General features: G+C 40.5%; 11 protein-coding genes. 9 read left to right on the forward strand and 2 right to left on the reverse strand.

The window, feature by feature from the left end:
• Window positions 1–205: 205 nt before the first annotated feature.
• Together AB7942_RS29200 and AB7942_RS29205 are read left to right on the forward strand one after the other, a co-directional pair.
• Window positions 206–1,264: an aldose epimerase family protein gene (locus AB7942_RS29200; protein WP_369449577.1), complete on the forward strand. Its 1,059-nt coding sequence runs from the start codon at window positions 206–208 to the stop codon at window positions 1,262–1,264.
• 3 nt (window positions 1,265–1,267) lie between these two features.
• Window positions 1,268–2,257 (forward strand): LacI family DNA-binding transcriptional regulator, encoded by a 990-nt coding sequence (locus tag AB7942_RS29205; RefSeq protein ID WP_369449578.1) that lies wholly within the window; start codon window positions 1,268–1,270, stop codon window positions 2,255–2,257.
• 76 nt (window positions 2,258–2,333) lie between these two features.
• On the opposite strand, the gene AB7942_RS29210 is transcribed toward AB7942_RS29205, so the two are convergent.
• Complete coding sequence (locus AB7942_RS29210) at window positions 2,334–2,696, reverse strand: hypothetical protein (protein ID WP_369449579.1); 363 nt, start codon at window positions 2,694–2,696, stop codon at window positions 2,334–2,336.
• Window positions 2,623–2,802 (reverse strand): hypothetical protein, encoded by a 180-nt coding sequence (locus tag AB7942_RS29215; protein WP_369449585.1) that lies wholly within the window; start codon window positions 2,800–2,802, stop codon window positions 2,623–2,625. Before AB7942_RS29215 ends, AB7942_RS29210 begins: the two co-directional genes overlap by 74 nt.
• A 201-nt stretch (window positions 2,803–3,003) precedes the next feature.
• Between AB7942_RS29215 and AB7942_RS29220 the strand changes: the two genes are divergently transcribed.
• The 7 genes from AB7942_RS29220 (at window position 3,004) to mglC (ending at window position 13,986) form a co-directional block, all read left to right on the forward strand.
• Window positions 3,004–5,400, forward strand: coding sequence for a beta-glucosidase (locus AB7942_RS29220; protein ID WP_369449580.1), 2,397 nt, complete (start codon window positions 3,004–3,006; stop codon window positions 5,398–5,400).
• Between the two features lie 374 nt (window positions 5,401–5,774).
• On the forward strand, window positions 5,775–6,773 hold the full coding sequence (locus tag AB7942_RS29225; RefSeq protein ID WP_369449581.1) for a sugar-binding protein: 999 nt from the start codon (window positions 5,775–5,777) through the stop codon (window positions 6,771–6,773).
• A complete protein-coding gene (locus AB7942_RS29230; RefSeq protein WP_483310947.1) occupies window positions 6,773–8,254 on the forward strand; it encodes a sensor histidine kinase in 1,482 nt (493 codons plus the stop codon). The genes AB7942_RS29225 and AB7942_RS29230 overlap by 1 nt, the downstream gene beginning before the upstream one ends.
• Window positions 8,229–9,815, forward strand: a complete 1,587-nt coding sequence (locus AB7942_RS29235; protein WP_369449583.1) for a response regulator — start codon at window positions 8,229–8,231, stop codon at window positions 9,813–9,815. Before AB7942_RS29230 ends, AB7942_RS29235 begins: the two co-directional genes overlap by 26 nt.
• A 234-nt stretch (window positions 9,816–10,049) precedes the next feature.
• Window positions 10,050–11,111, forward strand: coding sequence for a galactose/glucose ABC transporter substrate-binding protein MglB (gene mglB / locus AB7942_RS29240; protein WP_088085225.1), 1,062 nt, complete (start codon window positions 10,050–10,052; stop codon window positions 11,109–11,111).
• A gap of 335 nt (window positions 11,112–11,446) precedes the next feature.
• Window positions 11,447–12,952: a galactose/methyl galactoside ABC transporter ATP-binding protein MglA gene (gene mglA / locus AB7942_RS29245; protein ID WP_369449584.1), complete on the forward strand. Its 1,506-nt coding sequence runs from the start codon at window positions 11,447–11,449 to the stop codon at window positions 12,950–12,952.
• A gap of 11 nt (window positions 12,953–12,963) precedes the next feature.
• A complete protein-coding gene (gene mglC, locus AB7942_RS29250) occupies window positions 12,964–13,986 on the forward strand; it encodes a galactose/methyl galactoside ABC transporter permease MglC (protein WP_088085227.1) in 1,023 nt (340 codons plus the stop codon).
• Window positions 13,987–14,116: the final 130 nt, after the last annotated feature.

Here is a 14,116-nt window from a genome sequence, read left to right on the forward strand (position 1 = left end):
GGGGCAGGGGAGACCCCGCAGGCGCTTAGCGCCGAGGAGGCTCCCCGGACCGCCCGCGGAAAGCGAAGCGCCTGGAGTGGAAATCAACAGCCCAGTTTAACAGAGCCTTTAAAAAACATAATAGGCCGAGAACTTTGTTGATTTCCCGAGCTTTTTAAAAAGAAATAAATTAGATACCTTCTGAAAAATATGGAGTGATAAATCGATGAAAATAGTAGATAGAATATTTGGCAGTTACGAGGGTGAGTCCGTTACTGAGTATACCTTAGTCAATGATTACGGCATGATGGTCTCTTGCCTTAATTATGGTTGTGTGATTACTAAAATCATCGTCCCTGACCGTTATGGAAACTTTGAAAATGTAGTGCTTGGATTTGAAAACTTCGAAGATTACACAGAATGGTCTCCGTATTTTGGTGCAGTTGTGGGCCGAGTTGCTGGAAGAATTAAAGGCGCCAGCTTTGAGTTGGACGGAAAAGAATACCTGCTTGCAGACAATGATTATCCCAATCATATACACGGCGGCAAGAAGGGCTTTAACTCTGTGATTTGGAAAACTGAAGTAATAGAAGTAGATAATGCAGTCGGTTTGAAGTTTTTTTATCATAGTCCAGACGGAGACGAAGGCTATCCTGGTAATCTAGACACCACTGTTACCTATATTCTAAACAATAAAAATGAACTCGATATTACTTTTGAAGGAAAAACGGATCAAAAAACAGTTGTCAACTTAACGAATCACTCGTATTTTAACTTGAGTGGAAATGTAAAAAGAGATTGTTCTGAACACATTCTCCAATTAGAAAGTGATCAGTTTTTAGAACTGGGCGAAGGTTTTATCCCTTCTGGTAAAATGATAGATACCAAAAATACCCCATTTGATTTTAAGCATGGCAGAAGGTTACGCTCTGGGATGGTTTCGACTCATCCACAAAATGTGCTTGTTGGTAATGGGTATGACCACCCACTTGTTTTTACCAAAAAGGGTGAAAATACAATCATGCTTAGTGATGAGGAAAGCGGCCGTTCGCTGCTTGTTTCGACAGACCAGCCATGCGTCGTCCTTTATACAGGGAACCAATTAGAAGGTCCCTATTCTATAGCAGGTGTCAGGTCAAGAAACTATTTGGGTGTCTGTCTTGAAACGCAAGGATTTCCAGATGCTATCCATCACCCGGGGTTCCCCTCTGTTATTTTAAACCCGGAGGAAGTATACTATTCCAAAACAGTGTATCGTTTTTTTGCTAATACATTAGGAGATTGATTAATGGCTACCATCAAAGATATTGCACAAATGGCAGGGGTATCGATCGCCACTGTATCCCGTGTTTTGAATTATGATACGACACTTTCTGTCAGCGATGAAACTAAAAAAAGAATTTTCGAAGTGGCAGAGGAATTATCGTATAAAAAGAAACCAGCCCGCAAGCAGGATTCGGGGAAAATTGCTCTCCTGCAATGGTATACCGAAAAAGAAGAACTGGAAGATTTGTATTACATGTCGATCCGGCTTGGGGTTGAAAACCAATGCCGACAGCAAGGGATTCAAGTGGCCAAATATTTTCAAGACAACTATGAGGATTTGAAGGAAGACGATATTCAAGGGCTGATTGCGATTGGGAAATTTAGCAAGAAGCAAGTGAATGAGCTGCTTAAGATAACCAAAAATATTGTCTTTGTGGACACCTCACCAGACGAAGATCGGTTTGATTCGATCGTCATTGACTTTGAAAGGGCAACAATAAAGGTACTTGATCATTTTATGAAGAAGGGTCATGAGAAAATCGGCTATATCGGCGGAAGAGAAGTGTTTAAAGATAAAACTTCCATCATAGAAGACCCAAGGGAATTGGCGTTCAAGCGCTATTTAACAGGTAAAGGGATGCCCTTTGAAACTTTTATGTACGTAGGAACCTTCTCGGCCGATGATGGTCATGCCATGATGAAAAAGGCGATTGATGAACATGGGGACAACCTGCCAACCGCCTTTTTTGCAGGTAATGATTCGATTGCAGTTGGGGCATTGCGGGCTATACTGGAGGCAGGAATTTCTGTTCCAGAACGGGTTAACATCATCGGTGTGAATGACATCAGTATCTCCAAATATGTCTATCCAGCGTTAAGTACGGTTAAAGTGTATACCGAAATCATGGGTGAAACCGCCGTTGACACCATTTTGGAGAGAATTGCAGGCCGAAAAACAGCCAAAAAAATATTCATTGCAACCGATCTTATCATTAGGAATAGCAGTTTTTAAAAAACAAACTCACCAAAAAAATTTGGTGAGTTTTTTATGTAATAGTTGCTAAATTTTATCCTATAGCATCCCAAATCTAGTCAACTATAGTAAAGATTTTTATAGAGGCTACCGCTCCTATTCTACTATTATTAAAGTAATACCTGCTTATGAAAAAGTCATTCTCCTTATCACTACATATGATTGCGGGAAATCTATTTATGGACGTCTTTAACATGTTGTCACTTCTAACAACATGTACATTGAACGTATCTGTTGTTACGGAGTCCTTTGGAATCGGCCGGCCTACATCGATGATTACTTTTGTAATGGACGCTCCCCAATCTTCAATCTCCGTAACAGTACGATAAGATGTTGGCTGCGTCCTAACTTCCTTGGCTAGAGCCCCTAAGCTGAAAGGAAATATAATCATAACGGCCATCATTATCCGCCCCAGCATTAACTTGTAATGGCGGCTGTTCCTCTGCTAGTACTTGTGAATAACCTGATGACAATAACATCAGACTAAACATGGATGAACTTAGATCTTTGTAATAACTCTTCACACCTAACAACCCCTTTTTCAAATGAAAACCCTTATATTCTAGAAGTTAACATGTAAAGTGTAATTAAATAAGTTACAAGAGGCAGCGTAATGCAGAAAATTATTAATAGTCTGAATCTTAATTCAAGTTAAACCACCAATGAAAGCGTTTTAATTTACAAGTGTAAAAAGTTCAGACTAATTAGATGGGGGAATTTGAATTATGTTAAAAAGACTAAAGAAGAAGAAAAAGTCAAAATTACTAGCCTTTACTCTTACATCTTCATTACTTCTCTCAGGACTCACCTTTGACATTGCATCCGCTCAGAGTCAAAATTCATCAACCGTACAACAAAACCCAACTACTACACTACAGACTACAGCACCTTACTTAACAGATGCGGCTTCCATTGACAATGTGATTCAAGCCATGACTTTAGAGGAAAAAGCAAAATTTGTAGTGGGTGTAGGGATGCCAGGATTCGGGGGAATGCCTCCATTTGAAGTAACTGGAGCTGTAGGCGGTACGTTTGGAGTTCCTCGTTTAGGTATTCCTGAGCTTAGGTTCGCTGACGGACCGGCCGGACTTAGAATCAGACCGACAAGACCAGGTCAAACTCAAACATATTATGCAACCGCTTTCCCGATTGCGACATCGCTGGCCTCCACTTGGGATCCTGCAACTGCAGAAGCAGTGGGTAAAGCCCAGGGAAATGAAGTGAAAGAATATGGTGTCGATATGTTATTAGCACCGGCACTCAATATTCACCGTAATCCGTTGAACGGACGAAACTTCGAATATTATTCAGAGGATCCATTAATTTCAGGGAAAATAGCTGCAGCGATGGTAAATGGGGTACAATCCAACGGCGTTGGCGCTACAATCAAGCACTTTGCTGCTAATAACCAGGAAACAAACAGGAATAGCATTGATACCATTGTTTCAGAACGAGCATTAAGGGAAATTTATCTAAAAGGTTTTGAAATTGCTGTTAAGGAATCCCATCCATGGTCCGTTATGAGTTCCTATAACAAACTTAATGGAACATACACTTCCCAAAATGCGGATTTGTTAACAACGGTATTGCGTAAGGACTGGGGCTACACAGGGTTTGTCATGACAGACTGGTTTGGCGGGGATAATCCGGTAGAACAAATGAAGGCTGGCAATGACATGATTATGCCGGGTGCGTCGTCCCAATCCGATTTAATTAAAGCAGCTGCTGAAAGTGGAAATTTGGACGAAAAAGTACTTGACCGCAATATTAAGAACATTCTCCAGATAGTCATACAAACACCTGAGTTTAAAAAGTACCAAAACTCAGACAAGCCTGACTTAGCTGCTCATGCACAAACAGCTCGAAAAGCAGCTGCAGAAGGGATGGTTCTTTTAAAGAACGACAATATGCCGCTGCCAATCAGTAAGGATCAAAAGGTCACGTTATTTGGCAATACACAAATTGAAACGGTTAAAGGTGGAACAGGAAGCGGTGATGTTAATGCAGCTTACACTACCTCGATTGCAGATGGCTTAAAAAGTGCTGGTTACCAATTAAATCAAAACGAATTTCAGGAATATAAGACATATATTGATGGATTGCGCTCGCAGGAGGAATATAAAATTAAACCAAGTCCATGGGGGGAGGATTTTGGCAAGTTAATCCCTGCCATTCCTGAAAAGCCACTAGCAGATAACGAAATTGCCGCTGCTTCCAAAGAATCGGATATTGGTATCATCGTTATTGGCCGAAATTTAGGAGAAGGTGCGGACCGTAAAGTGGTCAAAGGGGACTATCTTCTAAGCGATGCAGAGGAAGACATGATTACAAAGGTCTCAGAAGAGTACCATAAGCAAGGTAAAAAAGTGGCTGTTATTTTGAATATTGGCGGACCTATTGAGGTTGCAAGCTGGCGCAATAAGGTTGACTCTATTCTTTTAGCATGGCAGCCAGGCCAAGAAGCAGGTTATGCTGTAGCTGATGTTATTTCCGGTAAAGTCAATCCGTCCGGAAAACTGCCAGCTACCTTCCCTGTAAAATACAGCGATGTTGCATCGGCAAATAGCTTCCCTGGTACACCTGTGCGGAATCCAACACAAGTAGTCTATAACGAGGACATTTATGTCGGCTATCGATACAATACCACGTTCAATGTGAAGCCTGCCTATGAATTTGGTTATGGATTGTCCTATACAAGCTTCAAGCTTAGCCATGTAAATATCAGCGAAGGCAAGAAATTTAAGGACAAGCTTAAGGTATCTGCTATGGTGGAAAATACGGGCAAGCTCCCTGGAAGAGAGGTCGTCCAAGTTTATGTTTCCGCCCCAGATGGAAAGCTTGCGAAACCTGCAGTTGAACTAAAGGCCTTTGGTAAAACAAGAGACCTTAAGCCCCATCAACGTGAACTGCTTCAATTCGATCTAAATGCCAAAGACCTTGCCTCCTTCGATGAAGAGAAAAATGCATGGGTTCTTGAAAAAGGCACATATACAGTAAAAGTTGGGGCATCCTCAGAAGACATTAAAGGAACAGCAACGTTTACGGTAGACCATGATATGGTTGTTGAAAAGGTTAACGAGGCATTGGCACCTAAAGTTGATTTTGAACCACTTACCAAATAAATCCTAAAAAAGATATTGGTGAACAGCCCTCATTGAAAGTGAATGGAGGCTGTTTTTTATTGGAAAGGCTATGTTAAAGGTCATTGTTGATTTTATAGCCATGTTGATTGGAGCGGAAGGCGCGAAGACTTCTGCGGGAGGACGGGGCAGGTGAGACCCCGCAGGCGCTTTGCGCCGAGGAGGCTCACCGGACCGCCCGCGGAAAGCGAAGCGCCTGGCGCGGAAATCAACAGCCAATTTTAACATAGCTATTGGTTAAAAATGAAATTCCAATTGAAATGGTAGTCAAAACATTTTCATATTATGGGAGATTGTCGATTATTGCTATGTTCCGTATAATAGGCTTAACTATGATTGGGGATTGGGGATGTTATATGAGCAAGTTATCCATCGTTGCCTATACAGTAGGAAGTTTGTTTTTTCTTGTCAGTTGCTCACTTTCAATCTTTTACGGATATAAGATCGTTACCCACCACTTACCTAAAGAGGAAAGCGCAGTAAAAAAGTATCGCTACCATCTTATTCTTGTTCCGGAAGAGTTAGATAATGAATATTGGAAGCTTGTAGAAAAAGGGGCAAAGAAGGCAGCAGAGAAATATAGTGTTCAGCTGGAATATGCTGGGCCGAAGCAGGCAAATATTGATGATCATGTAAAAACAATTGAAATGTCAGCTGCTTCAAAGGTTGATGGGATCATTACACAGGGATTGAGTGACGAACAGTTTACTCCGCTTATTAATCGGGTCGTAGCGAAGGGAATCCCTGTTATCACGGTCGATACGGACACCTCGAACAGTAAAAGGCTGGCCTATATTGGAACGGATAATTATTATTCCGGCTTTTTAGCAGGGAAAGCTTTGATAGCGGATACAAAGGGTAATGCCAATGTAGCGATTATTACAGGGAGCTTTTATGCGAATCATATGCAGCAGCGAGTTAAGGGATTTCAGGATGCTGTAAAAGCAGAAAAAAGAATCCATATCATTGCTGTGGAAGAGTCAGAGATTAGCAGAGTGAAAGCAGCGGAAAAGGCCAACCAAATTTTGCAGGAACACCCTGAGGTCAACTCGTTCTTTGGGACAAGTGCCTTGGATGGCATCGAGATTGCCCAAGTGGTCGAAAAATATAAAAAACAGCATCAAATTTATATTATTGGCTTTGATACACTACCGGAAACGCTTAAGTTGATAAGAAAGGGAACCATTAAGGCAACCGTTGTCCAGGAACCATTTCAAATGGGTTATGGGGCAGTAAAAATGATGATTGATCTAATTGAGGGGAAAAAGGTTTCGCCTATTGTCCATACGGATACTCGAATTTTGAGAATAAGCGATTTATCCGTGAATAATGGCAGAATGGGGGAGCATGAATGATGCTATTTCGGATTAGATCAAAATTGCTGCTTTATTTCATTGTCCTTGTAGTTTTGTTATCTTCGGTCGGGTTCTTTTTTTATAACAGCAGTGAAAAGCTGGTGACGGAATATGATGACAGCTTTGAACGATTTCTTTTGCTTAATGATATTTCGCAAAGATCCAATTTACTTACGGAAAAGCTTCATGGGTATATTTTAGATAAGGATGAATCCTTCTTAAAAGACTATCGGAAAGAAAAACTAAAGCTTATTAAGGACCAGAAAAGGCTTTATAAAGTAATCAATACGAATGAGGTTACGCTTACAAATTATAAAAATATGATTGACAGTTTTTTGGATGAGGGCGATGCAACTGTTGGTGCTTTTAAGCAGGACGAGATTAATCAATATTCGGGTCATTTTAATGAAGTATTGAAAATAAACTCATTCCTTCAAGAAAGCACTCTTGCGCTTTTAAACAATAAGCTGACGGACTATCAAAAATTTTATGATCAAATGGAGCACCAAAACCATTATTATAAGCTCATGTCGATTTCCCTTTTTGCAGCTGCTTTTTTTCTAAGCACTTTGTTAGCATTATGGATTTCCGGCGGGATTACGAAGCCAATTAGACTGTTATCACATGCAGCTAAGGAGATTTCCATTGGAAACTTAGCAGGTGATGATATAAAAATTACGACAAAGGATGAACTAAAGCCATTAACAGAAACTTTTAACCAAATGCGTACGAACCTTAGACAGCTCGTAACGGAAATCAAACAACAAGGGGAGTTGGATAAGTTATTAAAAGAATTGGAGTTAAAGAGTCTCCAAAATCAAATCAATCCTCATTTCCTATTCAACACATTGAATACGGTTTCAAAAATGGCCTATTTGGAAGAAGCGGAGCAGACTACAAGATTAATAGAAGCTGTTGCTGCCATACTAAGGTATAACTTGAGTGATTTCGACAAGGCCTCAACGCTAAGAGAAGAAGTGAGAATTGTTCAAGAGTATTTTTATATCCAACAAACACGTTTTGGGGAACGGATTCAATTTGTGACCGACATCGAGGATGATTGTTTAGATATTGAAATTCCTAGTTTAATTCTTCAGCCGTTAATCGAAAACGCTTTCATGCATGGGGTAGAATCCTACGAAGAAAATGGGATCATCCGTCTTCATATATACAGGCATAATCATCAGATTTACGTCGAAGTCATTGATAACGGTACGGGAATGGACGATTTCACCAAGAATAGATTGCTCAAATATGTAGAGTGTATCGAACCAGAAGAAAGATACGAAGCTGAAAAATCAAAAGGACAGTCAACTGGTATTGGTGTGAAAAATGTGATCAGAAGGCTGCAGCTTTTTTATCAGAGAAATGACATTGTTGAAATTGAATCAGAAGTGGACCATGGAACCAATTTTAGACTTACGATTCCTGACGTTACCAAAGGGGGAAAAGGCCTTGTTGAAAATTCTTATTGTGGATGATGAAGTCTTGGAGCGGACGGCATTAACGAAGATCATTAACCGTTCATCCATGGACGTAATCGTCATTGGAGAAGCCCCCAATGGGAGAAAGGCAATTGAAATGGCCATGGAACGTCGGCCTGATATCATTTTTATGGATATAAAAATGCCGGGAATAGATGGCGTTCAAGCTGTCAAAGCGATAAAAAAAATCGACCCTGGAATTCGGTTTATTATGGTCTCTGCCTTTAATACGTTTGAATATGCAAAGGAAGTAATGCAGCAGGGGGTTAAGGAATACATCTTAAAACCCAGCAGAAAACAAGATATTCTTGCCGCATTAGAGCGCGTTTCTAGTGAAATCCTAGAGGAGAGTAAACAGCGGGAAGAGCAGCAAAATTTGCGCCAAAACCTGGATCGTGCCGTATCGATCGCGCAAAAAGAATGGGTATCATCGGTATTAGTTAATCAAGTTCAGGATATTACCTTTGATGAATGGGGGCAGCTGCTTGGGGTTGAAATTACTTCAGGGTATATCATGCTTTTCTCACTGCGGCCTCGAGGTATGACGGAACTTTCAGCAGTTGAAAAACAGAACTGGTATTTATGGCTTAAGGATACCCTTAATTCTGTCGTGAAGAAACAGGAAATGATGGTTGGGCCGTTAACTGACGCACAGGTACCTGTTTTGTTCCTCTGTAAAAAAGCGACGGAAAAGGTCCAATTTAAAACCAATGCGCAGGCGGTCATCGATGGTCTGAACAGTCTTTTTGAAAAGAAATACTTGGATGCGGACCTAAGGATTGGGGTCGGTCTTCCTTATAACCATGCACATGAACTAAATAAATCTTATCATGAAGCGCTAATGGCCCTCCAGCACCTTGTAAAAACTCCAAATCGAAAATATTTATTTGCAGTTAAACAAGGGTCTACTGAACTCCCTTCTCAATCAGGGGTGTTAGAGATTGAGAAGAAACTATTAGAAGCTGTCCGGCAGGGAGATGTCAATCAGGTCTTATTCATCTTTGAATCGTTTGCAACGATGCTGGCAGATGATAAGAAAATAAAAGGGTCACTAGTTAAAAAGCCATTTGATGAATTGTTTATTCTTATTTCCCGAATGCTCCATGATTTAGGTATAAGCTATGAACGAACACCTGCAGTGGATGAGTCTGAGGATATTATGGCAATTTTTGAAAAAGGAAAGGCCCATTTATTAGCCGTCGTTCATCATGTCCAGGTGTGGCGAAACAATCACGCTAAGGGCATGCTCCATAAGGCAAAGGAATATATCGAAAACCATTATGCAGCTTCGATTACATTGGAATTAGTGGCAGAATATGTGGAGCTTAGTCCCTATTATTTTAGCAAATTATTTAAAGATCGTTTTGGGATGACCTTTATTGATTATGTGACGGAAATAAGAATCAAGCATGCCAAAGCTGAAATGGTTGACCCAGGAAAAAGCTTGAAGGAAATATGCTATTCGATTGGCTACAAGGATCCAAACTATTTTAGCCGCGTGTTTAAAAAGCATACAGGCTTATCGCCAACAGAATTTCGTAAAGTAACAGTAGGTTAATATTATTTATCTAATGGGATCAATCCGTCGTAGTGGATTGTTCTCATTTTTTTTTATAAAAAATAAAGCGTTTGCAAAAAAGTCTAGGTAATCACAAATTAATGCTAGACTTTTGACCTATTGAAGCGAATCCCCCCGTGCTAACATAAGTGTAAGGGCTTACACCAAGGTTAAGTGGAGCGGTTCTGCTGCCTTACCAGAGTCTTTACTAAATAGTAAAAGGAGAATGACAACATGTTTAAAAAGAAAAAAGGTCTAATTCTATCTTTAACAGTTGCATCTAGTATTCTATTAGCAACAGGATGCAGTGATTCAACAAGCGGTACAGATTCTGGAAAGAGCAAGGACAACAGTCTTCCAGCAGTTGGGGCAACTATTTACAAATTTGATGACAACTTCATGTCCTATGTTCGCCGTGCAATGGAGACTTCAGCAAAAGATAAAGTAAAGCTCATGCTAAATGACTCCCAAAACGACCAAGCAAAACAGATTGAACAAGTTGATACCCTAATTGCTAAAGGAGCAAAATCTCTAGCAATTAACTTGGTTGATCCAAAAGCAGCGCAAACCATTGTGGACAAAGCAAAAGCAAAAGATCTTCCTGTTATCTTCTTTAATAAAGAGCCTGATGCAAGTGTATTAAAAGGCTATGATAAAGCTTACTATGTTGGAACAACATCTTCAGAATCAGGTGTACTTCAAGGTGAACTGATTGCAAAAGCTTGGGAAGCTAACAAAGATAAATATGACAAAAACAAAGATGGCAAGCTTCAATACGTTTTACTAAAAGGTGAACCAGGACACCCAGATGCAGAAGCTCGTACAAAATTTGCAGTGGATACTGTCAAAGAAAAAGGAATTCAAGTGGAAGAATTAGCTATGGATACGGCGATGTGGGATGCAATGAAAGCAACTGAAAAAATGGATGCTTGGCTTGCAAAATACAATGACAAAATCGAATTCGTTATTGCCAACAACGATGGTATGGCATTAGGTGCAATTGCGTCTCTTGAAAAAGCAGGCTACTTCTCCGGCGACAAGTTCATGCCTGTTGTAGGTGTTGACGCGATTCCAGAAGCACTTGAAATGATTGAAAATGGTAAAATGGTTGGTTCCATCTTAAATGATGCGAAAAACCAAGGTAGCGCAACGATCGAGCTAGCAGCAAATGCAGCAAATGGCAAAGATGTACTAGACGGAACTGAGTGGAAGCTAGACGATAATAAAGCAGTTCGTGTTCCTTACATCGAAGTAACAAAAGATAATATCCAAGTTGGTAGAGACGCTTATAAGTAAGAAAAGCAGAAGCGCCTGTCCAGGGGCGACAGGCATAAGACGAGCCGGCGAGAAGGTTGCTCTTTGACCTTCTTGACGGATTGGCTTATGACCCCGAGCCCCTAGGCGCTGGAGCTAGACAGTAAGAAAAGCAGAAGCGCCTTGTCCAGGGGCTGGAATCAGCCCTTAGGCGCTCTTCGAACAAAGGAAAAGCGGACGCTTTTCCTTCGTTCGGGGTAAGACTCCAAATATTTGGAGCTGGATACCGCAAAAAAATTATTACTCTCTTTAAAAGTTTGAGAAGCATCCCATGGAGCTCTCATCCTTTTTTAAATGGTTTCAGAGGAGGTTCGCTCATGTCAGAATCAAGAACAACGAATTTACTAGAAATGCTGAATATAACAAAAAGGTTCCCAGGGGTACTCGCTTTAGACAATGTTTCCCTAAAAGTAAAGCCTGGAACGGTACATGCCTTAATGGGCGAAAACGGTGCAGGAAAATCGACGTTAATGAAATGCTTATTCGGCATTTATTCGATGGATGAAGGAAAAATTCTTTTTGGTGGGAAAGAAGTTTCCTTTGCCAATTCGAAGCAAGCCCTCGAAAACGGAGTTTCCATGGTGCACCAAGAACTAAATCAGGTACGTCAACAGAATGTTATGGACAATATTTGGCTGGGGCGTTATCCGAAAAAGGGCATTTTCATTGATGAGAAGAAAATGTACGAAGATACTGCAGCTATTTTTAAAAGTCTTGATATCAGTATTAATCCACGTAGTAAGGTGAGCACGCTTTCTGTTTCCGAAATGCAGATGGTGGAAATTGCAAAAGCTGTTTCCTATCATTCTAAAATTATAGTAATGGACGAACCAACCTCCTCTCTAACAGAGACGGAAGTAAATCATCTGTTCAGAATCATCAAAAGGCTTCAAAGTGAGAACGTTGCGATTATCTATATTTCACACAAAATGGAGGAAATTTTAAAGATTTCTGACGAAGTAACAATCATGCGTGATGGTCAGTATATAGCAACAAAAAGTTCGAAGGATCTAACAACCGATGAAATTATTAAATTGATGGTAGGACGTGACCTTTCACAACGGTTCCCTGAAAAAATAAACAAACCAGGGGAATTAATATTGAAAGTATCTGATTTGACTGCAGAAACACAGCCTTCTTTTTCTAATGTCGGCTTCGAGTTAAGAAAAGGCGAAATCTTAGGTATTGCCGGATTGGTTGGCTCGAAACGTACCGAGGTGGTTGAAGCATTATTTGGGATGAGGTCGCTAACATCAGGAACGATTGAATTAAATGGCAAGGTAGTTAAAAACCATTCACCGCAGCAGGCCATCAAAAATGGCTTTGCCCTTGTGACGGAAGAAAGAAGATCAACCGGTATTTTCCCAGAACTAAGCATTAGCTTTAACTCGATCATTTCTAACATGAAGCAATATAAAACAAAAAGCGGATTCTTATCTGACCGCAAAGTCGCCGATGATACCCAGTGGGTAATTGACTCCATGAAGGTAAAGACACCTTCTCAAAAGACATCGATTGGAAGTCTATCAGGTGGTAACCAACAGAAGGTAATTATTGGCCGATGGCTGCTAACAAAACCAGATATTTTATTGCTTGATGAACCAACTAGGGGAATTGATGTCGGGGCAAAGTTTGAAATTTATCAACTCATTAACCAATTAGCTGCGGAAGGAAAAGGAATTATCATGATTTCTTCCGAAATGCCTGAGCTTTTGGGTGTAACCGACCGAATTTTAGTCATGAGTAATGGAAAAGCAGCTGGAATTGTTGAGACTCACGCAACATCTCAAGAAGAAATTATGCAATTAGCAGCTTTGTATTAGGAGGAATGGATATGAATACTCAAGCTTCAAAAAAATCAAGCGTATCAAAATGGCTTGTTGATAACGTAATTTATGTAGTTTTAATCCTTCTTGTCGTCGGGATTGTCGCTGCTTCTCCGGACTTTTTATCGATGACGAACTTAATTAATATCTTAAGTCAATCATCCTCACGTATTATTATCGCACTTGGGGTAGCTGGTATCTTAATTACTGCAGGTACTGACCTTTCAGCGGGCCGGATGGTTGGACTTGCAGCCGTTATATCAGCCTCAATGCTGCAAGCAGGGGATTATGCTTATCGAATGTATCCAAACCTGCCGGAATTACCGTTAATTGTTCCGATTGTCATTGCGATGGTAGCAACAGGTCTCATTTCAGCATTAAACGGTGTCATTGTAGCAAAATTTCACGTTCCTCCATTCATTGCTACCTTAGGTATGATGATTGGTGTTTACGGACTAACTTCGATTTATTTTGACCGCCCGCCATATGGTGCGCAGCCAATTGGCGGATTAAGCCAAGCCTTTACAACTTTTGCGCAACGCGGAATAAAAATTGGCCAATATGAATTTCCATATCTCATTATTTATGCCATTGTAGTATCACTTATCATTTGGGTGATTTGGAATAAAACACAGCTTGGAAAAAATATGTATGCCATTGGTGGAAACCCAGAAGCTGCTAAGGTTTCGGGTGTAAACGTAGCAAGAAACCTGATTATCATCTACACGATCGCAGGTCTTCTATACGGCTTAACAGGTACGCTGGAAGCTGGACGTGTAGGTAGTGCAACAAACAACACAGGTAACATGTATGAACTAGATGCAATCGCAGCCTGCGTAGTCGGCGGTGTATCACTATCAGGTGGAATTGGAACCGTCCCTGGTGTTATCACAGGGGTACTGATTTTCCAAGTCATCAACTACGGTTTAGCCTTCCTTGGCGTAAGCCCATACATTCAATTCATCGTAAAAGGCTTAATCATCATCGTCGCAGTAGCCTTCGACATGCGCAAACACGCAAAGAAAAAATAAGTAGATTAGTATTAAAAATTTGGTGTCAGGCACCGTTCGTGGACAAATGTCCACGATATGTTCATTTGATTTATTTTGGGCGTCTTAGGTGAAGATGATTCATTTGATTTTTTGTTGCATCCAGTAAGAC

It is taken from the genome of Neobacillus sp. BF23-41, from assembly GCF_041106275.1.